The sequence below is a fragment of the Escherichia sp. E4742 genome, from assembly GCF_005843885.1.
GTDB lineage: Bacteria > Pseudomonadota > Gammaproteobacteria > Enterobacterales > Enterobacteriaceae > Escherichia.
Map to the genome: position 1 here is coordinate 180,689 of NZ_CP040443.1, position 22,039 is coordinate 202,727.

At 49.4% G+C, this 22,039-nt stretch carries 18 protein-coding genes; 7 read left to right on the forward strand and 11 right to left on the reverse strand.

All coding sequences use genetic code 11. The features are described from left to right. Nucleotides 1-96 precede the first annotated feature (96 nt). Together preT and preA are read left to right on the forward strand one after the other, a co-directional pair. Nucleotides 97-1,335 carry an NAD-dependent dihydropyrimidine dehydrogenase subunit PreT gene (gene preT / locus FEM44_RS00955; protein WP_135521911.1) on the forward strand — a complete coding sequence of 413 codons (1,239 nt, stop codon included), beginning with the start codon at nucleotides 97-99 and terminating at the stop codon, nucleotides 1,333-1,335. Beyond that, nucleotides 1,329-2,564, forward strand: coding sequence for an NAD-dependent dihydropyrimidine dehydrogenase subunit PreA (preA, locus tag FEM44_RS00960; protein WP_135521909.1), 1,236 nt, complete (start codon nucleotides 1,329-1,331; stop codon nucleotides 2,562-2,564). The genes preT and preA overlap by 7 nt, the downstream gene beginning before the upstream one ends. 302 nt (nucleotides 2,565-2,866) lie before the next feature. Here preA and mglC read toward each other — a convergent pair whose 3' ends face one another. The 6 genes from mglC to folE form a co-directional block, all read right to left on the reverse strand. Next, on the reverse strand, nucleotides 2,867-3,877 hold the full coding sequence (gene mglC, locus FEM44_RS00965; protein ID WP_001275110.1) for a galactose/methyl galactoside ABC transporter permease MglC: 1,011 nt from the start codon (nucleotides 3,875-3,877) through the stop codon (nucleotides 2,867-2,869). Nucleotides 3,878-3,892: 15 nt separating this feature from the next. Continuing rightward, nucleotides 3,893-5,413, reverse strand: a complete 1,521-nt coding sequence (gene mglA, locus FEM44_RS00970; RefSeq protein WP_135521901.1) for a galactose/methyl galactoside ABC transporter ATP-binding protein MglA — start codon at nucleotides 5,411-5,413, stop codon at nucleotides 3,893-3,895. Between the two features lie 60 nt (nucleotides 5,414-5,473). Then, on the reverse strand, nucleotides 5,474-6,472 hold the full coding sequence (gene mglB / locus FEM44_RS00975) for a galactose/glucose ABC transporter substrate-binding protein MglB (protein WP_001036961.1): 999 nt from the start codon (nucleotides 6,470-6,472) through the stop codon (nucleotides 5,474-5,476). Nucleotides 6,473-6,769: 297 nt separating this feature from the next. After that, complete coding sequence (galS, locus tag FEM44_RS00980; RefSeq protein WP_130207064.1) at nucleotides 6,770-7,792, reverse strand: HTH-type transcriptional regulator GalS; 1,023 nt, start codon at nucleotides 7,790-7,792, stop codon at nucleotides 6,770-6,772. Nucleotides 7,793-7,933: 141 nt separating this feature from the next. Then, a complete protein-coding gene (yeiB, locus tag FEM44_RS00985; protein WP_135521899.1) occupies nucleotides 7,934-9,091 on the reverse strand; it encodes a DUF418 domain-containing protein YeiB in 1,158 nt (385 codons plus the stop codon). A 16-nt stretch (nucleotides 9,092-9,107) separates the two neighbouring features. Beyond that, entirely contained in the window at nucleotides 9,108-9,776 is a 669-nt protein-coding gene (folE, locus tag FEM44_RS00990) for a GTP cyclohydrolase I FolE (protein WP_001139613.1), read from the reverse strand. A 257-nt stretch (nucleotides 9,777-10,033) separates the two neighbouring features. On the opposite strand from folE, the gene yeiG reads away from it, so the two are divergent. Further along, on the forward strand, nucleotides 10,034-10,870 hold the full coding sequence (gene yeiG, locus FEM44_RS00995) for an S-formylglutathione hydrolase (RefSeq protein ID WP_135521897.1): 837 nt from the start codon (nucleotides 10,034-10,036) through the stop codon (nucleotides 10,868-10,870). Here yeiG and FEM44_RS01000 read toward each other — a convergent pair whose 3' ends face one another. Beyond that, entirely contained in the window at nucleotides 10,871-11,260 is a 390-nt protein-coding gene (locus FEM44_RS01000) for a helix-turn-helix domain-containing protein (RefSeq protein WP_135521895.1), read from the reverse strand. Between the two features lies 1 nt (nucleotide 11,261). Further along, complete coding sequence (locus tag FEM44_RS01005; RefSeq protein ID WP_135521893.1) at nucleotides 11,262-12,614, reverse strand: L-serine ammonia-lyase; 1,353 nt, start codon at nucleotides 12,612-12,614, stop codon at nucleotides 11,262-11,264. Nucleotides 12,615-12,824: 210 nt separating this feature from the next. On the opposite strand from FEM44_RS01005, the gene serB reads away from it, so the two are divergent. Then, entirely contained in the window at nucleotides 12,825-13,712 is an 888-nt protein-coding gene (gene serB, locus FEM44_RS01010; RefSeq protein ID WP_138158838.1) for a phosphoserine phosphatase SerB, read from the forward strand. Nucleotides 13,713-13,744: 32 nt separating this feature from the next. Then, nucleotides 13,745-15,067, forward strand: a complete 1,323-nt coding sequence (locus FEM44_RS01015; RefSeq protein WP_135521891.1) for an MFS transporter — start codon at nucleotides 13,745-13,747, stop codon at nucleotides 15,065-15,067. 60 nt (nucleotides 15,068-15,127) lie between these two features. On the opposite strand, the gene cirA is transcribed toward FEM44_RS01015, so the two are convergent. The 3 genes from cirA to yieE form a co-directional block, all read right to left on the reverse strand. Then, a complete protein-coding gene (cirA, locus tag FEM44_RS01020; protein ID WP_138158840.1) occupies nucleotides 15,128-17,119 on the reverse strand; it encodes a catecholate siderophore receptor CirA in 1,992 nt (663 codons plus the stop codon). 285 nt (nucleotides 17,120-17,404) lie between these two features. Beyond that, nucleotides 17,405-18,874 carry a lysine-specific permease gene (lysP, locus tag FEM44_RS01025; RefSeq protein WP_130207072.1) on the reverse strand — a complete coding sequence of 490 codons (1,470 nt, stop codon included), beginning with the start codon at nucleotides 18,872-18,874 and terminating at the stop codon, nucleotides 17,405-17,407. Between the two features lie 203 nt (nucleotides 18,875-19,077). Beyond that, the gene (gene yieE, locus FEM44_RS01030) at nucleotides 19,078-19,959 is read right to left on the reverse strand and encodes a DNA-binding transcriptional regulator YeiE (protein ID WP_130207074.1); all 882 of its coding nucleotides are present in this window, start codon (nucleotides 19,957-19,959) and stop codon (nucleotides 19,078-19,080) included. Between the two features lie 98 nt (nucleotides 19,960-20,057). Here yieE and FEM44_RS01035 point away from each other — a divergent pair, with 98 nt between their 5' ends. Next, entirely contained in the window at nucleotides 20,058-21,107 is a 1,050-nt protein-coding gene (locus FEM44_RS01035; RefSeq protein ID WP_000182044.1) for a YeiH family protein, read from the forward strand. 73 nt (nucleotides 21,108-21,180) lie between these two features. Next, on the forward strand, nucleotides 21,181-22,038 hold the full coding sequence (nfo, locus tag FEM44_RS01040; RefSeq protein WP_059271203.1) for a deoxyribonuclease IV: 858 nt from the start codon (nucleotides 21,181-21,183) through the stop codon (nucleotides 22,036-22,038). Nucleotide 22,039 lies beyond the last annotated feature (1 nt).

Sequence of the window (22,039 nt, forward strand, 5' to 3'; positions counted from 1 at the left end):
ACAGTTTAAATTTCCCCGCACGCTTAGCCTTAATATCAGTACATTATTATTTACTAAACGCTCGCCTTAATTACCTATAGCATTAAGGAAGATCACATGCCGCAACAAAATTATCTGGATGAACTCACTCCGGCTTTTACGCCTTTACTGGCGATTAAAGAAGCCTCTCGCTGTTTATTATGTCACGACGCGCCCTGTAGTCAGGCTTGCCCGGCGCAAACCGATCCGGGAAAATTTATTCGCTCAATTTATTTTCGTAATTTTAAAGGTGCTGCCGAGACAATTCGCGAAAATAACGCGCTCGGTGCCGTTTGCGCCAGAGTATGCCCTACGGAAAAATTATGCCAGCGAGGTTGTACACGTGCCGGTGTCGACGACCCGATTGATATTGGCCGCTTACAGCGTTTTGTTACTGATTTCGAACAGCAAACCGGAATGGAGATTTATCAGCCCGGCAGTAAAACGCTCGGCAAAGTGGCGATTATTGGTGCAGGCCCTGCCGGGCTACAAGCTAGTGTGACACTGACCAACCGGGGATACGACGTCACGATTTATGAAAAAGAAGCACTGCCAGGTGGTTGGCTGCGTAATGGCATTCCGCAATTTCGTTTGCCGCAATCGGTGCTGGATGCAGAAATCGCCCGTATCGAAAAAATGGGGGTGACCATAAAGTGCAATTGCGAGATTGGTAAAACACTCACGCTGGAACAATTGAAAACGGAAAACCGAGCGGTACTGGTCACCGTGGGGTTATCGAGCGGTTCTGGTCTGCCGCTGTTTGAACATAGCGACGTTGAGATTGCCGTCGACTTCTTGCAACGTGCACGACAGGCGCAGGGCAATATCAGCATCCCACAGAGCGCATTAATTATTGGCGGCGGCGATGTCGCGATGGACGTTGCCAGCACGCTGAAAGTTCTTGGTTGCCCGGCGGTGACCTGCGTTGCGCGTGAAGAGTTAGATGAGTTTCCGGCAAGCAAGAAAGAGTTCACCAGCGCTCAAAAATTGGGGGTATCGATTATCGATGGCTTTACGCCAGTGGCTGTAGACGGCAATAAAGTGACGTTTAAACATGTTCGTTTACCGGGCGAACTGACGATGGCGGCGGACAAAATTATTCTCGCTGTAGGTCAACATGCCGAACTTGCCGCTTTTTCCGCACTGGAACCACAGCGCAACACAATCGAAACGCAAAATTACCAGACCCGCGACCCGCAACTGTTTGCCGCTGGCGATATTGTTGAGGGTGACAAAACCGTGGTTTATGCAGTGAAAACCGGGAAAGAAGCCGCCGAGGCGATTCATCATTATTTAGAGGGAGCTTGCTCATGTTAACGAAAGATCTTTCTATTACCTTTTGCGGCGTGAAGTTTCCCAACCCGTTCTGCCTCTCTTCTTCGCCGGTTGGCAATTGCTACGAGATGTGCGCCAAAGCCTACGACACCGGCTGGGGTGGAGTGGTGTTCAAAACGATCGGCTTTTTTATCGCTAATGAAGTCTCACCGCGTTTTGATCATCTGGTGAAAGAAGATACCGGTTTTATCGGCTTCAAAAATATGGAGCAGATTGCTGAACATCCCCTGGAGGAGAATCTGGCCGCCCTGCGTCGGCTGAAAGAAGATTACCCGGACAAAGTATTGATCGCTTCGATTATGGGGGAAAATGAGCAGCAGTGGGAAGATCTGGCGCGTCTGGTGCAAGAAGCTGGCGCCGATATGATCGAGTGTAACTTCTCCTGTCCGCAAATGACTTCTCATGCGATGGGTAGCGATGTCGGGCAAAGCCCGGAGCTGGTAGAAAAATATTGTCGGGCAGTGAAACGTGGTTCCACGCTGCCAATGCTGGCGAAGATGACGCCGAATATCGGTGATATGTGCGAAGTGGCGCTGGCGGCAAAACGCGGCGGCGCAGATGGCATTGCGGCAATTAACACCGTCAAATCCATCACCAATATCGATCTTAATCAGAAAATTGGTATGCCGATCGTCAACGGTAAATCGAGTATTTCCGGTTATTCCGGTAAAGCGGTGAAACCGATCGCCCTGCGCTTTATTCAGCAAATGCGCACGCATCCAGAGCTGCGCGATTTCCCGATCAGCGGTATCGGCGGTATTGAAACCTGGGAAGATGCGGCGGAGTTTTTATTGCTCGGCGCGGCAACGTTACAGGTGACCACTGGCATCATGCAGTACGGTTATCGCATTGTGGAGGATATGACGAGCGGGTTGTCGCATTATCTTGCCGATCAGGGGTTTGATTCGTTGCAGGAGATGGTTGGCCTGGCGAATCATAATATTGTTCCGGCAGAAGATTTAGACCGCAGCTATATCGTCTATCCCCATATCAATCTCGATAAATGTGTTGGCTGTGGGCGCTGTTACATTTCCTGTTACGACGGCGGTCATCAGGCGATGGAATGGAACGAGAAAACGCGCACGCCGCATTGTAATACCGAAAAATGCGTTGGTTGTTTGCTTTGCGGTCATGTTTGCCCGGTGGGTTGTATCGATCTCGGGGAAGTGAAGTTTAAGAAGGGAGAGAAAGAACACCCGGTAACGTTGTAAAACCAGCGTTGCATCCGGCATTTGGCTCCTGTCGCCGGATGCGGCGTGAACGCCTTATCCGGCCTACAAAACAATATAAATCAATATGTTGTTCTCATTGTAGGCCGGATAAAACGCGCCAGCGTTGCATCCGGCATTTGGCTCCTGTCGCCGGATGTGGCGTGAACGCCTTATCCGGCATATAAAACCATATAGATCAGTATGTTGCGCTCATTGTAGGCCGGATAAAACGCGCCAGCGTTGCATCCGGCATTTGGCACCGATTGCCGGATGCGGCGCATCCGGCAATACCCACAATCACATCACTTCTTACGCGCGTATTTCAGTGAATCCAGCGCCACGGCGAAGATAATAATCGCCCCTTTGATGATGTACTGCCAGTACGGGTTTACGCCGATGTACGTCAGGCCATAGTTAATGACCGTAAAGATAATTACCCCGGTCACTACACCAATGACCGTCCCCACACCGCCGCTGAACGATACGCCGCCCACCACGCACGCCGCGATAGCATCCAGCTCATACATGAAGCCGAGGTTGTTGGTGGCAGAGCCGATACGTCCAGCTTCTAACATCCCGCCGAAGGCATAGAACACGCCAGACAGCGCGTAGATCATCAGCAGGTTCAGGCCGACGTTAACACCAGATACTTTTGCCGCTTCCGGGTTACCGCCAATGGCAAAAATGTTCTTACCAAAACGGGTTTTGTTCCACAGCACCCAGACGAATGCCACGGCAATCAGCGCGTAGAAGGTGATGTAAGAGAGCCGGAAACTCCCCAGTGCAATAAATCCCTGGGCAAAGGTGGAGAAGCCGCTATCAAAACCAGAAATCGGCGACGCCCCCACAAAGTCGTAATAGAGCGAGTTGATGCCGTAGACGATAATCATCGTGCCAAGCGTGGTAATAAACGGCGTCACGTTGAGATAAGCAATGATCAGGCCGTTAATTAAACCGATAACCGCGCCAATAGCACAGACAATCAGAATAACCAGCGCAATCGGCATCGTCGCCATTTCCGGGAACACTTTGTTAGCGTTATCCATGGACTGCAATAACGTCGCTGCCACCACTGCCGCCAGCCCTACCTGACGACCAGCGGAAAGATCGGTCCCCTGGGTGACAATTAACCCTGCCACGCCGAGCGCGATAATAATACGCACCGATGACTGGGTGAGAATATTACTTAAGTTCAACAGACTTAAAAACGTTGGGTCCTGGAAAATTATAATGGCCAGCAAAACTAAAAGAACGACGTAAATACCGCCCTCTTTCAGGTAAGTAAGAAAACTTTTCTTATTTAACGCACTCATGGGAAGCCCCTAATCTTAAAGGTGCAAAGACGCAAGACGCAGAATTTCGTTTTGCGTTGTTGTTTTTGTATCGACAATTCCGGAAACGAGGCCATTGCTCATAACCAGAATACGGTCTGTTATCCCTAACAACTCTGGCATTTCAGAGGAGATAATAATAATCCCCTTGCCTTTCTTCGCCAGTTCGGCAATTAACTGATAAATTTCAAACTTCGCTCCGACATCAATACCGCGCGTCGGTTCGTCGAGCATTAATATTTCTGGTTGCGTTAGCAGCCAGCGACCAATAATCACCTTTTGCTGATTACCACCTGAGAGCGAACCAATTTGCGTCCGATGCCCCGGTGTTTTTACCCGCATCGAATCAATGACCCACTGGGTATCGCTTTTCATTCGCGAATTATCCAGCAAGCCAACTTTGTTTTTGTAATTGCGAATATTGGAAATTAACGAGTTAAAGCCAATATCCAGATAGGCGTAAATTCCCGTTGAACGGCGCTCTTCGGTGACCAGTGCGAATCCGTGGTTAATGGCTTCGTTGGCGTTATGGTTATTGATCTTTTTGCCATGCAACGTAATGGTGCCAGCAGATTTCTCGCGAATGCCAAATAACGTCTCAACAATATCGGTACGTTTCGCCCCCACCAGCCCGGCAATACCGAGGATCTCCCCTTTATGCAGGTCAAACGACACGTCGCGAATCGATGGCTGGCGTAGTGACGTCAGGTTACGCACTTCGAGGATCACTTCACCTGGCGTGTTTTGTTTGTCAGGGAAACGCTGGTTAAGCGATCGACCAACCATCATAGCGATGATCTTGTCCATCGTCAGCCCTTCCAACGGTTCGGTAGCGATCCACTGACCGTCGCGCAATACGGTGACTTCATCACATAACTGGAAAATCTCTTCCATTTTATGCGAGATATAGACAATACCGCAGCCGCGTTCTTTTAATTTACGAATAATAGTAAACAGATGATTGACCTCTTTTTCGGTTAACGAAGAAGTCGGTTCATCCATAATCACGATTTTCGCGTTATAGGAAAACGCTTTGGCGATTTCGATCATCTGCATTTGCGAAACAGATAATGTGCCGACGCGCGCACGCGGATCGATATCAATATCCAGTTCATCAAAAATCGCTTTAGTTTCGCGGTACATTTTGTCCTGATCAACAAACATGCCTTTGGTGGGATATCGCCCCAGCCACATGTTGTCCATCACCGAACGTTGTAATACCAGGTTTAACTCCTGGTGTACCATCGAAATACCATTTTCCAGTGCTTCTTTGGCAGAATGAAAATCGATCTCTTTACCCTGGAATAAAATGGTACCGGAATCTTTTTGATAAATACCAAACAGGCATTTTAATAATGTTGATTTTCCCGCGCCGTTTTCCCCCATTAACGCATGGATAGAATGTGGTCGGACTTTTAAATTAACGTTATCAAGTGCCTTAACACCAGGAAAAGACTTGTTGATACCGCTCATTTCCAACAAGTATTCACCTGATGACGGAGTCGTTGAGCTGACCATATAATTTTACCTTGTTGGCCATACAATAAGGGCGCAGTAAACAACTGCGCCCGTTCAGTCTTATTTCTTGCTGAATTCAGCCAGGTTATCTTTGTCTACGCCAACATAAGGTACGCGAACCACTTTGTTGTCGATTTTCCAGTTGGTGCCGTCAGCGGCGCCCTTGCCATCGGCCAGGTTTTTCGCCAGATCAAAAGTCGCTTTCGCCTGGTTGTTGGCATCATTCAGTACGGTACCCGCCAGCGCACCGGATTTCACCAGCGCCAGAGCTTCTGGCAGCGCATCGACGCCAAACACCGGAATGCTGGACTTGTTGTGTGCTTTCAGCGCTTCAACCGCACCCATTGCCATCGCATCGTTGTTAGCAATAACCACTTCGATTTTGTTGGCGTTCGGGCCAGACAACCAGGCGTCCATCTTATCTTTCGCCTGAGCGGTGTCCCACATAGCGGTATCTAACTGTAACTGTTCAGTTTTGATGCCTTTGTCGTTCAGCTCTTTAATCACGTAAGTGGTGCGTGCTTCTGCATCCGGATGGCCCGGCTCGCCTTTCAGCAGTACGAACTGAATCTGACCGTCTTTGTTCAGATCCCAACCCTGATTCGCCGCCCAGTGTTTAGCAATCAAATCGCCCTGAATAATGCCGGACTCTTTGGAGTCAGTACCAACGTAGTAGGCTTTGTCATAGCTATCCAGCGCCTTACGGGAAGGCTCTTTGTTGAAGAAAACGATTGGTACGTTTTGTCCGCGCGCTTTCTCAATCACCGTACCCGCAGCTGCCGGGTCAACCAGGTTGATTGCCAGCGCCTTCACCCCTTTCGCCAACAGCACGTCAATCTGATCGTTCTGCTTGGACTGGTCATTCTGTGAATCATTCATCAGCAACTGGACGTCTGGTGCTGCTTTCGCATCCTGTTCGATAGCCTTACGCACGACAGACATAAAGTTATCGTCATATTTATAAATCGTCACACCAATACGGGTATCAGCAGCGTGTGCAGCGGCGCCGAATAACATGCTGGCCATCACAGCAGACAGGGTTAACACCTTCTTATTCATGGTATCTCCGGTTTTTCTTATGCAGGGTAGTGCTTGAGATAAATGCTCGGCGGGCCAGTATGGTTAATGAAGTGTTACTGAACGCCGAAGCTCATTTTTAAAAATCCGTTCGTCCATGCCCGGTAACGCTCCATAAAACGGCTCTAATTGTTGTTATGACGCCATAACTTCGATAAAAGCGATCATCCGCTGTTACATACAAGTTACAACGTTAAAACGGTGCAATCATAGCTACCACATTGTTAACATACTGTGAAACCACTCACAAATTGAAAGCGGTTACATCCTCTGATTTGCTCAGTTAGTGATCGCCGCCGCATTCTGGCGTATTGCGACAGAATGGCGGCGCACTAACGTCGGCATAAAACAGTGGCTGGCACGCGGATCAATGTTGCCTGCTGCCCCCTGCAAGGCCAGTTCAGTGGCTAATTTTGCCATCGAAGCAATGGGATAACGCACGGTCGTTAATTGCGGGTCGGTGTAACGAGCAATGGGGATATCATCGAAACCGATGATTGAGAGATGTAACGGAATCGCAATGCCATTATCTTTTAATGCCGTCAGAGCGCCAGCGGCCATATTGTCGTTATAGGCAAATACAGCGGTAAGTTGTAGATTGCGCCCGAGTAGTTCAACCATCGCCGCCTCGCCGCCTGGCATATCCGGCGTACCCGTGCCAATCCAGCTTTCCGGCGGAACAATATCCTGCTCTTTCAGCGCGCTTATCCAGCCAGCTTTACGCATTGCGTCATCTTCAATGCTGTGACTGGAAGAGAGATAGCCGATACGTTGATGACCGTTATTCAGCAACATGCGCGTCGCCATTCTGGCACCGCTGATATTATCCAGACAAACACAGCGATGGGCATAGCCTGGCACAACCCGATTGATGAGCACCATGCCGGGAATGTTGTCCATAAATTGCGCCAGCTCGTCGTCACTTAACGCTTTTGAATGAACGATCAACGCGTTACAACGCTGGCGAATTAACACCTCAATGGCATGACGCTCTTTTTCCGCTTCATGATAGCTATTGCCAATCAACACATATTTCTGATGTTGCTGGGCAACGAGATCGACGGCTTTAACCAATGCGCCGAAAAATGCATCTGAAACATCCATGACCACCACACCGATGGTATCGCTCACCTGAGTTGCCAGCGCCTGTGCATTGGCATTTGGCCGATAATCCAACTCACTCACCGCTTTCATAACTGCTTCACGCGTGTCGGCACTTACCAGCGTGCTGTTATTGAGCACCCGGGAAACCGTTGCCACAGAGACGCCAGCCTGACGCGCTACATCACGAATGGTGATCATATTCACTACCTGTTATGAGAATGCAGTAGGTTACTGCTTGCTGGCGGCTATTTTGTCAGCACTGAATACAGGACTTCGTGAATCGAGTCACAGCAATGGAAACGGTTACAGCCGTTTTGTTAATGAATGTGATCCAGATCGTTATCTGGATGTTTTAGATAATGCAGGTCCGGCAGCGCGCAAGGTTAACTGACGCCAGAGCCATTCCACCGGCCCCTGAGGGAAGTAACGCAGCCAGATAACAGAGAAAAGCAGGTTCGCCAGCCATACCGGAATCACAAAAGCCAGCAACTCCAGGCGGTCAAACTGCATAAACAAACCGAGGTGGTAAAACAGCGTGGTACAAATCAGCGTTTGCAGTAGATAATTGGTTAGCGCCATCCGTCCGACGCAGGCGATTGCCAGCACCAGCCTGAAGCGGCTTAATTGCGGCCAAAAGCCATAAAACAGCGACGCATAGCCAATTGCCTGAAACGGCGCGCTAAGTTCACGCGGCATTTGAAGTAAGAAGGCACACCAGCGATACGCCCAGTCCAGCCGCCATTGCAGTGCGATAGCAGGAAGGTTAATCAGCACACCAATTGCCACCAGCACAAAACCGGTACGACGATAGTGACGTAAGCTGAACTGCCCTTTCAGCCAGCCGCTACGCATCAGCGCAGCGCCAATTAACATCATCCCTGCCAGTTGCCAGCCATACTGCGCGCCCAGTGCCAGTAAACTGTTGCCGACGCCATCGGCACGGTTACTGATCGCTTCAACGCCGCCATGAAGTTTCCAGTATTTTTCATACAAAATGGCCGATGCATCGGGCGTCCAGGCGCGGCTGGTCTGGCTGTCAGAAATCAACCCCAGCAACAGCAAAACGCCAATACCCACCAGATACAGCATCACGCCAGTATTAAATAAACTTTTTACCGATGGCGCATCGCGCACCAGTCGCCAACTGATTAAGCCTACCAACCCGTAAGCCAGCAGGATATCGCCGTCCCAGAATAATAAACCGTGAATAAAGCCCAGCAAGACTAACAGTGTTAACCGCGACTGGATCCAGCGTCTGCCGCGCGGCAGCAACATTTGCAGGCCCGCGCCAAACAGCAGCGCAAAAAGCGTGAGGAATTTTACCTGGCCGATGAGATCCAAAAACGCCCAAGTCCAGGCGTCGGACGGGGTAATAGTGCCATACCAGGCGGGATTGAGATAAGCCGCCTTTGGTAAACCAAAGGCGCTGATGTTTAATAGCAGGATCCCCAGAATGGCGACGCCGCGAACAAAATCGAGCGTGACGTTGCGCTCCATGGTTCCTGCCTTTTAATCAGTTGTGATGACGCACAGCGCGCAGAAACTCGTGCCGCGTATTCTGACTGGATTTGAACAAACCACCGAGGGAGGTCGTTGTCGTGGCGCTGGTTGCATCGCGGATGCCACGCGCTTTCACGCAGTAATGCACCGCGTCGATGGAGACAGCCACGTTATTGGTCCCCAGCAGCGTTTGCAGCGCAATGAGAATTTGCTGAGTCAGACGTTCCTGCACCTGCGGGCGCTGGGCAAAGAACTGCACGATGCGATTAATTTTCGACAGGCCAATCACCGAATCTTTCGGGATATACGCTACCGTCGCTTTGCCATCAATAGTGACAAAATGGTGCTCGCAAGTGCTGGTCAGGGTGATATCGCGCACGGTGACCATTTCATCGACCTTCATTTTGTTTTCAATGAGGGTGATTTTCGGGAAATTGGCGTAATCCAGACCGGAGAAAATTTCATCGACATACATTTTAGCGATGCGATGCGGCGTTTCCATCAAACTGTCATCAGCGAGGTCGAGATTCAATAGCTGCATGATTTCAGTCATATGACCGGCGATAAGGCTTTTGCGCGTTTCGTTATCCATTTCATGCACGGGCGGGCGCAGCGGTGTTTCCAGTCCTCGCGCAACTAACGCTTCATGAACCAGGGCCGCTTCTTTACTGAGTGATGGCATTTATGTTTTCTCCTGCAGGTGTGACGCCTCCGCCCTGCGTGGGGGCAAAGTTATTAAGCTGATTAGCAGCCCGATTATTGTGCGTGAGGTGGCGCACATAATCCAGTATTCACAGCGATAATTATTGTAATTGCCGCTGCCTTTCAGCGTTAGATGTTAAAACATCGTTATGCAAATGCGGAAGTGAAAGTTACTCACAGCGCATTGAATAAACGGTATGATGGCTAAAATGCAAACAACACAACAAGGAGCCACGCATGGAAATGCTCGAAGAGCACCGCTGTTTTGAAGGCTGGCAGCAACGCTGGCGGCACGACTCCAGTACCTTAAATTGCCCGATGACGTTCAGCATCTTTCTCCCACCGCCCCGCGACAACGCCCCTCCGCCGGTGCTGTACTGGCTTTCAGGTTTAACCTGCAATGACGAGAACTTTACCACCAAGGCAGGCGCTCAGCGCGTAGCGGCAGAACTGGGGATTGTGCTGGTGATGCCAGACACCAGCCCGCGCGGCGAACAGATTGCTAACGATGATGGCTACGATTTAGGCCAGGGTGCGGGGTTTTATCTCAACGCCACGCAAGCGCCGTGGGCGACGCATTACAGGATGTATGATTATCTGCGCGATGAATTACCGACGCTGATTCAATCGCAATTTAACGTCAGCGATCGCTGTGCTATTAGTGGCCATTCGATGGGGGGTCATGGCGCATTGATTATGGCGCTGAAAAATCCTGGCAAATACACCAGCGTTTCGGCCTTTGCGCCGATTGTGAATCCGTGCTGCGTCCCGTGGGGAATCAAAGCGTTTAGCACCTATTTAGGTGAGGACAAAAATGCATGGCTGGAATGGGACAGTTGCGCGCTGATGTATGCCAGTCATGCGCAGGATGCGATCCCGACGCTTATCGATCAGGGTGATAACGATCAGTTTCTTGCCGACCAGCTTCAACCTGCGGTGCTGGCAGAAGCCGCGCGTCAGAAAGCGTGGCCGATGACGCTACGTATTCAACCTGGTTATGATCACAGTTATTACTTCATTGCTTCTTTTATAGAGGATCATCTGCGCTTCCATGCGCAGTATTTACGGGAATAATCACCAGAAAAGGGTATTTTCCAGCGCTGCACTAAAATTACGTTCATCTGCGTGCAGGGCTGGAGACTTCTGGTTCAAATCAGTCTGTTGCTGACGAACCGGAAGCCACCCAGCTCCTTCGCCGCAGGAAGCATTATCGTTGAAGTTACGCATTTCTGCTTCGAACAATATCGCATCAAGATTTTGCAATTTATTAAGTGCACGCAGAAGAGAAATGAGGGTATCAAGATTTAAACTTCCCCCCTTTTCAATCCGCTTTATCGTCGCAACGCCCACCAATGCGCGATCGGCTAACTGCTGCTGGGTCAATGATAATGAGTGCCGCGTTTCCTTAATACGCGCGCATAGCGATAAAATAATTTCATCATTATTCATTGTGTTATATTTCATTCTACACATCCTTTTTTCTTGGCTGTAATTTGCTAAGGCAACCATGATAAGTTTCCCGATATTTAGCGCTCATATCCTTTCCGGTTTCATACATCGCGGCGATAATCTCATCCAGGGTGATGCATGGCTCACTGATGCGACTCAACGCCATGGTTGCCGCATTGATGGCTTTTACGGCTGAGATAGCATTTCGCTCAATACAAGGAATTTGTACCTGTCCACCAACAGGATCGCAGGTCAAACCTAAATGGTGTTCCATCGCAATTTCAGCCGCGCTGAGCACCTGCGCCACTGACCCGCCCATGAGTTCTGCTAATCCTGCTGCCGCCATCGAACTGGCAACGCCTATTTCCCCCTGGCAACCAACTTCAGAGCCCAGAATAGATGCATTTTGTTTGAACAGAATGGCGATAGCGCCGGCGGTAAGAAAAAAGCGGGTAACGGCGGAAGTATCAAGCTCGTGATAAAATTTATCATACCAGCACAACACCGCGGGGATAATGCCACTTGCGCCATTGGTGGGGGCGGTCACCACTCGTCCTCCGGCGGCATTTTCTTCGCTCACCGCAATGGCAAAAGTATTGACCCAATTGAGCGCCGTCAAGAAGTCATTAGTATATCCCTTCGCCTGCAATGATTTATACAAAGCGCAGGCGCGTCGGGGAACTTTATACGGACCGGGAAGTAATCCTTCTGTATGCATACCACGATGAATCGCATCCTTCATTACTAGCCACTTTGTATTGAAGTTATCATGCAGAAAAGTAGCAGCATGGAATTGCAGTTCATTTTTCATCATTAATGCTGCAACAGATAACCCATTTTGCTGGCAAAGCATTAACAATTCTTTTGCATTCTGGAATTCATAAGGATATGACGCGGTAGCGGAGGAAATAATCGCCTCTCCGGCTTTTTGCACCTGACCGTCGCCGACAGAAAACCAGGTTTCTTCATAAAGCGTAAACCAGTCATCTTTGGCACGAAATGTCATCGCATAGGGATGTCCCGGGTGCGCCTGTGGATTAGAAAGAATAGAAATACCAACATTTATACCTGGTGAAATTTCCAGCATCGCCTCGGTTTCTGCACGCCTGATGGCGGCCATTTCCATGCGGATGTCCACACTGTCAGGTAAGTGGCCTTGCAAACCGAGATAAATCGCCACATCAACATTATGGCACTTGCGGCTTAATGACAGCGCACCATAAAGTTCGACATCAATTTTCCGCAATAGCGGCAACATTTCTCGCTGTTTCAATTGTGAAACAAAATTATAAGCCGCACGCATTGGTCCGACAGTGCGGGAACTGGATGGACCCAGAACTATTTTGAATATATCTACACAGCTTTCCATTTCTGCAAATGATTCCTTCAACTCAGAAAATTAGTCATTAGTTATATCGTAGTAAAGATATCAAAAACGATACGTTTAGCACCTTATTATTCCAGGGTATCAAAAAGAGCACTTTTTTATCTTTTATTTAACATTCACAACTGTGATTGTTGGATACATTTGCATATACAAAATCTTATTATAATCTTTGTAGCGAAAAAGGAGCGGTAAATGACGATTATTTATTTCTTGTCGCCAACAGGCGTCGGCAACATCAAAAAATGCCTGCAAGATTATTTACAATATTTAAAAATACCCCCCCAGTTTTTTTTGTTAACGATACATCACAGCGTTCAGATAAATAAAGATTATTTAAAGCTTACGTTACCTGATTATATTGTCAGTACTGCTTTTTATGCTGGTTTACGACTCTGCGCAGATGATCAACGATTTGATTTCTTCCGCAAACCTCCCGTCTTACCTAATCATGGGATTATTGCCTTTGATATGGATTCCACTTTTGTTGAAGAAGAAGGCGTCGATGAAATAGCTCGTATCCTGGGAATATCTGAAAAAATCACAACGTTAACCCGTGAGGCAATGGAGGGAAAAATCGATTTTGATACCAGTTTTACCCGTCGAATTGGCATGCTTAAAGGAACGCATAAAGATATTTTGCATCAGGTTTGTGAACAAATGACCTTGTCACCAGGTCTTGCGACTATTCTTCCCATTCTTAAAGAGAAAGGATTCAAGACAGCAATCATATCTGGAGGATTAGATATCTTTACTGAGCGATTAAAAGAAAAATATCACCTCGATTTTTCATTTTCTAATTCCGTTAGTATTCAGAATGATGTCTTAACTGACACCATCGCCTTACCCATTATGAATGCAGAAAAGAAAAAGCAAACGCTGATAAATCTGGCGATAAAGTTAACTATTTCCCGTGAAAATATCATTGCCTGTGGAGATGGCGCTAATGATATTCCTATGCTTCTGCATGCCGGAAATGGCGTGGCATGGAAAGCAAAGCCTAAAACTCGGGAAAAAATTGCTAACCAGATTAATTTTAATGGTTTCGAGTCGCTTCTCTTTTTTATTGAAGAAAAATTATAGCGCCATAAGGTTCACAGAAAAGGTAACTCACGATGAACTTGAAAAACTTTATTTTTAGCCAGACTGATCAACCTGTGGTTAAAGAAAAAAAAGACATTGATCACGACTATAAAAAATTTCGTGTTGAAATTATAACCTCCGTCTTTATCTCTTATGCCGTGTTTTACTTAACCCGCAAGAATTTCTCTGCGGCCATGCCGGCGATGTTAACGGATACTTCATTAACCGCACAAGATTTCGCCATCATGTCGTCTATATTTTACATTCTTTATGGTTCCATGAAGTTTGTAGGTGGCATGTTAGTTGATAAAATCAATCCTCGAGCAATGACCGGCCCCGTACTTATTGGCGTCGGTATTGTTAACATCCTTTTTGGTTTTTCAGACAGCGTTACCGCGTTCTATATTTTGTATAGCCTTAATGCCATCCTTCAGGGCACCAGTTTTCCGCCGATGGCAAAAATCATGGCCTCCTGGTTCTCAAAAAATGAACGCGGGCGCTGGTGGGCTGTCGTTGAAGCGGCGCATAATATAGGCGGTAGTCTTGCGCCCTTAATTACAAGCTTTGCCATTGCGTTTAGTGGTAGCTGGAAAATGGGCTTTTATGTTCCGGGTGTAATCTCGCTGGCTATGGGGGTTGCCGCCCTGTTTACGATAAAAGATCGTCCCGGCACATTAGGATTGCCTAACGTAGGTAAATGGCGCGAGGACCCGACAGAACTCGCTCAAGTTAAAGCAAGCCCGGTTAATCTAAGTTTTTGGCAAATTTTCGTTAAATATATTCTTACCAACCCATTAGTTTGGATCATTATCCTCGGGGATATGTCGGTCTATATTGCGCGTACTATCCTTAATGACTGGCCACAAATTTACTATTCTCAGGTACATAACTGGAGTCTGATTAAAGCAAACTCCATTATATCCTGGTTTGAAGCAGGCGGACTGGTTGGGGGGTTATTGGCAGGGTACTTATCCGATTTTATGTTTAAAAGTAACCGCTGGATGACCGGATTAATCTTTGCCATCGCCTTATGTGTTTGCATCGTTCTCGTGCCGCTCGTGCAGGATGTCTCCTACACCTTAACTGCGATTCTTTTTACTATCATGGGATTTGCGTTGTATGGACCGCATATGTTATTCGCTGTCGGGTGTCTGGATGTAACACATAAAGATGCAGCAGGTTCCATTACGGGATTCAGGGGTTTGTTTAGCTATGTAGGCGCCGCAATGGCAGGGGTTCCGGTAATTCTGGTGAAAAATAGCTGGGAATGGTCAGGCGTATATATTTATGCGGTCATAGCCATTTTGCTTACGACATTTTCACTGGCCCTGCTGGCGAAATTCCACCGATTGTAAATTCAGAGCAAGATGTTAAAAACATTATGCCCGGCGGTATTCGCGCCGGGCATCTCCTCATCAGAAGCGATAATCCACAGCCATAAAGTAACGACGTCCGTCTTCGTTATAGCTGTAGTCATCACGACTCAGATCTTTGTCGCCCAGGTTCAGCACGCCTGCGCGCAGTTTGACGTCTTTGGTCACCTGCCAGGCCGCGCCGGTATTCCAGATCACATAGCCACCTGGCGTTTTAGCGGTATCGCTGTCGGCTCGTTTCTGACCAGTGTAGTGACCAGAAACATAAAACGACCAGTCTTCCAGCGCCAGCGGTTTCCAGTCCAGCGTACCATTAGCGGTATGGAACGGCAGGTCGGAAAGCGGTTTGTTTTCACCGTTGCTGACATCGCGTCCATCGTTGTAGGTGTAGTTGAGTGACAGCTTCCATTCATCGTTGAACGGGATTTTCAACTCAGTTTCCACACCCTGGATACGTGCTTTATTGACGTTGTAGTAACTGAACACCGGTATACGTCGACCGTTTGCCCCCGTTTCAAAACCAACAAAGTTTTGGTAACCCGGTGCAGCGTTGACGTCAGACGTGCGGCTGATGCTAATACGATCTTTCACATCGTTGCGGAAAACGGTAACGCTGGATTCAACCCCTTCCAACCAACCTGCTTCGCCCATGTAGTAAAGCCCCAGCTCCCAACTTTCGCTGGTTTCTGGTTTCAGGTCCGGGCTACCAATAATCTTGCATGCGCCACGGCAGGAATTGCTCGTCCAGTCAGGGCTAAGTTGCAACAGAGAAGGCGCTTTAAATGCCGTCGCCCAACCCCCTTTCACTGTTACGGTGTCGGTAGCGTTATAGACCAGATAGGCACGCGGGCTCCAGTGATCGCCGTAGGTTTCATGATCGTCCATACGCACGCCGGTCGTCAGCGCCAGCGGCTCGAAGATCCGCCATTCATCTTCCACAAACAGCGCGTACTGACTGGCAGACGTTTTAGTGCTGGTGCCGCCGGTCAGGTTCACCGCATCGCTAAGTTTGTCGTGGCGCCATTCACCACCCACCGTGACAAACTGATTGATAGCCGTCAGCGGCAGCGTGTATTTACCATCGACCGTGTTACTTTCGGAAGTAATCGGGCTACTGTTGCCTGGGTTTTTGTTCTCGACTTTCTCACCATAGTATTTCAGTTCGCTGGTGCCGTAATCCCAGCGCCCATTATGGCTTACGGAGTAGTTCTGGCGTTCGAGGCGGTTTTTGTCCAGCGAGTCAGAATCGCGATCCTGGCGGTCAAAACCGTAACCAGCGGTAAAATCGTGATTTTGATTCGGCGTCCAGGCAAATTCGACATTGCCGTCGCGACTGGAGAATCCTTCAATACGCGGCGTTTCTCCCGTGTCGGTAGTAGAGGAACTCTGCGGGTCATCCTTTTCACGTTTTGCCAGGCTGCCGTAAGCTTTCATTCCCAGCACGCCGTCAATCAGCGGTCCACTAGTGAAGAACTGGCCGTTGTAGGTGTCACCGCGATCGCGATGTTCCTGAATGGTGGTATCCACCGTTACAGTGCCTGACCATTTCTGGCCGATTTTTTTGGTGATGATGTTCACCACGCCGCCGAGCGCATCGGAACCATACAGTGAAGACATCGGGCCACGTACCACTTCGATACGTTCGATGGAATCGACCGGGATCCAGTTCAGGTCAAAGTCATTATGGCGGAAGACGGCATTGCGCGAGTTAACACGTTTACCATCGACAAGAATCAGGGTGTAGCTGCTATCCAGACCACGAATACTGACGCCCTTACGGTTGTCCCCTTCGTTAGTCAGTTGTACGCCCGGCACTTCTTTGAGAACATCCTTCAGATTCTGTACCGGTTTTCGCTGCAGGTCTTCCTGGGTAATGACGCTGATACTGGCGGGCGCATCTTTGAGGTTTTGTTCAACGGAAGATGCCGTGACTACCATCGTTTCGCCATCATCATCAACCGCTAACACAGGCCATGCACATGAAACTGCGGACAAACACAGCCCGACCCGTACGAAAGGGTTCAACCTAAACATTCCATATCTCCATGAGGTAACTACGAAAATAAAATGGGTTATCGCTCACATCTTCTTCATGTCCCCTTGCGTACGGCAGCATCGCGGTAGACTTTTTTGTATGCAGGTGATCATCCCAAAAGCCTGAACAGCCTCTGATTTGTCAGCCTTTTTTGATTTCGGCGTAACGATAATGCAAACGATAACAATTATCAATCCAAATGTTAAATTTTATATCCGTATGAATGCTAAGGAAAAGAAAAAGCCCTCTCGGTTGAGAGGGCTTTATTAAGGAAGGGGTAAAACTTATTTCTTATCGTTCTGCGGGAACTTCATTTCGCTGTAGCGTACGAAGTGGGTTCCTTTTATCAACTTATAGCCAAACCAGATCATAAGGAACAGCGGGATGCCAATATAGGTTGCCGCTACGCCACCCCAGTCGATAGTGTCTTTCAGGAACGCTTCGTAGTTCTGGCCCAGAGTGATAATCAGGCACAGCACAAAAGCGAAGATCGGTCCCAGCGGGAAGAAGCCTGAACGGTACGGCAGATCGTTAATATCATGCCCCTGCAGCACATAACCGCGACGGAAACGATAATGGCTGATCGCAATTCCCAGCCAGGCGATAAAGCCTGTCATACCGGAGGTGTTCAGCAGCCACAGGTATACCGTCTGGTTACCAAACATGGAGGTCAGGAAGCACAGACCTGCAATTACCGTGGTCGCATACAGTGCGTTACGCGGTACGCCGCCACGCGACAATTTAGCGAAAATGCGCGGCGCTTTACCGTCACACGCCAGGGTGTACAGCATACGAGTAGACGCATACATACCGGAGTTACCCGCTGACAGCACCGCCGTCAGAATAACCGCGTTCATCACCGCCGCCGCAGAGAGCAGACCCGCATGCTGGAACACCAGGGTGAACGGGCTGACGCTGATGTCTTTGACATCGTTACGCAGCAGGCTCGGATCGGTGTATGGAATGATCAGGCTGATGATCAGGATTGCGAACACATAGAACAGCAGGATTCGCCAGAACACCTGACGTACCGCGCGTGGAATGTTTTTCGCCGGTTCTTCGGACTCGCCTGCAGCAATACCGATCAGCTCGGTTCCCTGGAAAGAGAAGCCGACAATCATTGCCACACCGATCATCGCCGCAAAACCACCAGCAAATGGTGCTTCGCCAATCGTCCAGTTGCTCCAGCCCGCAGGCTGTGCGCCTTTGAAGATGCCGATAATCATCATCACGCCGACGATGATAAAGACAATGACCGTGGTGACTTTGATCAGTGAGAACCAGTATTCCGCCTCGCCAAAGCCACGAACTGAAATGTAGTTCAGGAGGAAGATAACGCCGAGGAACAGCGCACTCCAGATCCAACCCGGGGTGTCCGGGAACCACCAGCTCATGACCAACTGAGCGGCCACCAGGTCAACGGCGATAGTTACCGCCCAGTTGTACCAGTAGTTCCAGCCCAGCGCGAAGCCAAAGCCTTCTTCAACATAGTTCTGACCGTAAGTGGCAAAGGAACCAGAAACCGGCATATATGCCGCCAGTTCACCAAGACTGGTCATCAGGAAGTAAACCATCAGGCCGATCAGAATATACGAGAGCAGCGCCCCACCGGGACCTGCCTGAGAGATCGTTGCGCCAGAGGCAACAAAAAGACCCGTACCGATGGAACCGCCAATGGCAATCATCGTCAGGTGACGCGCCTTTAATTCACGGCGTAAGCCCGGCGCTTCTGTGGTTTTAGTTTCGGAAACCATACGAAAATGCTATCCATCTTAAAAATGAGGCGCGATTGTAGCAGACGATTTGCAATCCTTCCGGTAGAAATACGCTTTTATAAGACACCTTCATGATTGCCCTGGGATTATAAGTAAAGCAACCAATCTCTTTTCTGGCGAATGTATACCGGTGGTGCTGCGTCACAAAATCGACACAGCCCCGTAGGTTTCTGTACAACGGATTAACGCGGCAAAGTGGAGGAATCGCAGTACTCCAGAAAGCGTCGTAACGCGTTGGAAAGGTGTTTCTGCCGATGATGTATACGCCACAACGTACGCATCAGGCGCGGCAGAGGGACAGCAACTTCACTTAATGTGCCAGCCTGCAATTGATCTTCAATGACCCTTCGCGACAGGCAACTAATTCCCAACCCATGACGCACCGCATGTTTGATTGCCTCGGAGTTACCTAATTCCATCGCCATCTCAAACTTCGGTAAATGCGACAGTAACAGATAGTCGACAATCTCCCGCGTGCCGGAACCGCGTTCACGCAGGATCCACGGCGCAGCGGCCAGCTGTTCTAAAGTGACCGGACCACGAGCCAACGGCGAAGTCGGCGCGGCAAAAACCACCAGCTCGTCTTCCAGCCACGGTTCAGAAATGATTTCAGTGCTGTGGCACGGTCCTTCAATAAAGCCAATATCAACGCGGAAATCCAGCACCGCTTGCATCACGTCCTGGCTGTTCCCAACGCTCAGTTCAATCGGCAACTGAGGATAATCATGGCGATAACGGGCGATGACTGCAGGCAGAATGTAGTTACCGATGGTACTACTGGCATAGACACGAATCGCGCCGTTGTCTTCGCGAAACAATTGTTCGATTTCAATCGCCTGTTCAAGCAGTGCCAACGCACGTGGATAGAGCAGCCGCCCATGTTCATTAACAACCAGTCTTTTCCCCACGCGATCAAACAGTTGCACGCCAAGCTGCCCTTCCAGGTCGGTCAAGGCTGCGCTCACTGCTGATTGCGACAACGCCAGCATCACCGACGCCTGGGTGGTTGATCCACTTTTCAATACTTCTGCAAAAACTTCCAACTGCCGGAGGGTGATGTGCATAGTCGCTTACCACTTATAAAGATTAATTATAAATATATAATCAATTTTATTTTTAAACCAGTTAGTCGTAACCTTATGCCCGGTTAAAGGAGAGGGTTATGACGAATATCACCTTACAGAAACAACATCGTACACTGTGGCATTTTATTCCGGGGTTAGCCCTGAGTGCAGTTATCACCGGGGTCGCCCTGTGGGGTGGTTCCATTCCCGCGATTGCGGGTGCCGGGTTTAGTGCCCTCACCCTCGCAATCTTGTTGGGGATGGTTTTAGGCAACACCATCTATCCGCACATCTGGAAAAGCTGTGACGGTGGCGTGCTGTTTGCCAAGCAATATTTATTACGTCTGGGTATCATTCTTTATGGCTTCCGTCTGACGTTCTCGCAAATTGCCGATGTCGGTATCAGTGGGATCATCATTGACGTGCTGACGCTGTCCAGTACCTTCCTGCTGGCTTGCTTCCTGGGGCAGAAAGTGTTTGGTCTGGATAAGCACACCAGCTGGTTGATCGGTGCCGGTAGCAGTATCTGTGGTGCTGCAGCGGTACTGGCGACTGAGCCGGTAGTGAAAGCGGAAGCCAGTAAAGTAACCGTGGCTGTTGCAACCGTGGTTATCTTCGGGACCGTCGCGATTTTCCTCTACCCGGCGATATATCCGCTGATGTCTCAATGGTTTAGCCCGGAAACTTTCGGTATCTACATTGGTTCCACTGTGCACGAAGTGGCGCAGGTGGTGGCGGCAGGTCATGCCATCAGCCCGGATGCAGAAAACGCAGCAGTTATTTCCAAAATGCTGCGCGTGATGATGCTGGCTCCGTTCCTCATCCTGCTGGCGGCGCGTGTTAAACAGCTGTCTGGGGCGAACAGCGGCGAGAAAAGCAAAATCACTATTCCGTGGTTTGCCATCTTGTTCATCGTAGTTGCCATCTTTAACTCGTTCCACCTGTTACCGCAGAGCGTGGTGAACATGCTGGTAACGCTGGATACCTTCCTGCTGGCAATGGCGATGGCGGCGCTGGGTCTGACCACTCACGTCAGCGCGCTGAAAAAAGCCGGGGCGAAACCTCTGCTGATGGCACTGGTACTGTTTGCCTGGCTGATTGTTGGTGGTGGTGCAATTAACTATGTGATTCAAAGCGTCATCGCATAAACCACTACATCTTGCTCCTGTTAACCCGCTATCATTACCGTTTTCCTCCAGCGGGTTTAACAGGAGTCCTCGCATGAAATACATTGGAGCGCACGTTAGTGCTGCTGGCGGTCTGGCAAATGCCGCAATTCGCGCCGCCGAAATCGACGCAACCGCGTTTGCCTTGTTCACCAAAAACCAACGTCAGTGGCGTGCCGCACCGCTCACGACGCAAACCATCGATGAATTCAAAGCCGCCTGTGAAAAATATCACTACACATCGGCGCAAATTCTTCCCCACGACAGTTATCTGATTAACCTCGGACATCCGGTCGCTGAAGCTCTGGAAAAATCGCGCGATGCCTTTATAGATGAAATGCAGCGTTGCGAACAACTGGGGCTTTCTTTGCTCAACTTCCACCCTGGCAGCCATCTGATGCAGATTTCAGAAGAGGATTGCCTTGCGCGTATTGCCGAATCCATCAACATTGCACTGGATAAAACACAAGGTGTGACCGCGGTGATTGAAAATACCGCCGGTCAGGGCAGCAACCTTGGATTTAAATTCGAACATCTCGCGGCGATTATCGACGGTGTGGAAGATAAATCCCGCGTCGGCGTCTGCATTGATACCTGCCATGCTTTCGCTGCCGGGTATGATTTGCGTACTCCAGCCGAATGCGAGAAAACATTCGCGGATTTTGCCCGTATTGTCGGCTTTAAGTATCTGCGCGGGATGCACCTTAACGATGCGAAAAGCGCCTTTGGCAGCCGCGTTGACCGCCATCATAGCCTCGGTGAAGGCAATATCGGTCATGATGCGTTCCGCTGGATCATGCAGGACGACCGTTTCGACGGCATTCCGCTGATCCTCGAAACCATCAACCCGGATATCTGGGCAGAAGAGATCGCCTGGCTGAAAGCGCAACAAACTGAAAAAGCGGTAGCCTGAA

Coding starts and splice junctions, on each gene's coding strand:
- preT (WP_135521911.1), top strand. CDS start 97: ATGCCGCAACAAAATTATCTGGATGAACTCACTCCGGCTTTTACGCCT.
- preA (WP_135521909.1), top strand. CDS start 1,329: ATGTTAACGAAAGATCTTTCTATTACCTTTTGCGGCGTGAAGTTTCCC.
- mglC (WP_001275110.1), bottom strand. CDS start 3,877: ATGAGTGCGTTAAATAAGAAAAGTTTTCTTACTTACCTGAAAGAGGGC.
- mglA (WP_135521901.1), bottom strand. CDS start 5,413: ATGGTCAGCTCAACGACTCCGTCATCAGGTGAATACTTGTTGGAAATG.
- mglB (WP_001036961.1), bottom strand. CDS start 6,472: ATGAATAAGAAGGTGTTAACCCTGTCTGCTGTGATGGCCAGCATGTTA.
- galS (WP_130207064.1), bottom strand. CDS start 7,792: ATGATCACCATTCGTGATGTAGCGCGTCAGGCTGGCGTCTCTGTGGCA.
- yeiB (WP_135521899.1), bottom strand. CDS start 9,091: ATGGAGCGCAACGTCACGCTCGATTTTGTTCGCGGCGTCGCCATTCTG.
- folE (WP_001139613.1), bottom strand. CDS start 9,776: ATGCCATCACTCAGTAAAGAAGCGGCCCTGGTTCATGAAGCGTTAGTT.
- yeiG (WP_135521897.1), top strand. CDS start 10,034: ATGGAAATGCTCGAAGAGCACCGCTGTTTTGAAGGCTGGCAGCAACGC.
- FEM44_RS01000 (WP_135521895.1), bottom strand. CDS start 11,260: ATGAAATATAACACAATGAATAATGATGAAATTATTTTATCGCTATGC.
- FEM44_RS01005 (WP_135521893.1), bottom strand. CDS start 12,614: ATGGAAAGCTGTGTAGATATATTCAAAATAGTTCTGGGTCCATCCAGT.
- serB (WP_138158838.1), top strand. CDS start 12,825: ATGACGATTATTTATTTCTTGTCGCCAACAGGCGTCGGCAACATCAAA.
- FEM44_RS01015 (WP_135521891.1), top strand. CDS start 13,745: ATGAACTTGAAAAACTTTATTTTTAGCCAGACTGATCAACCTGTGGTT.
- cirA (WP_138158840.1), bottom strand. CDS start 17,119: ATGTTTAGGTTGAACCCTTTCGTACGGGTCGGGCTGTGTTTGTCCGCA.
- lysP (WP_130207072.1), bottom strand. CDS start 18,874: ATGGTTTCCGAAACTAAAACCACAGAAGCGCCGGGCTTACGCCGTGAA.
- yieE (WP_130207074.1), bottom strand. CDS start 19,959: ATGCACATCACCCTCCGGCAGTTGGAAGTTTTTGCAGAAGTATTGAAA.
- FEM44_RS01035 (WP_000182044.1), top strand. CDS start 20,058: ATGACGAATATCACCTTACAGAAACAACATCGTACACTGTGGCATTTT.
- nfo (WP_059271203.1), top strand. CDS start 21,181: ATGAAATACATTGGAGCGCACGTTAGTGCTGCTGGCGGTCTGGCAAAT.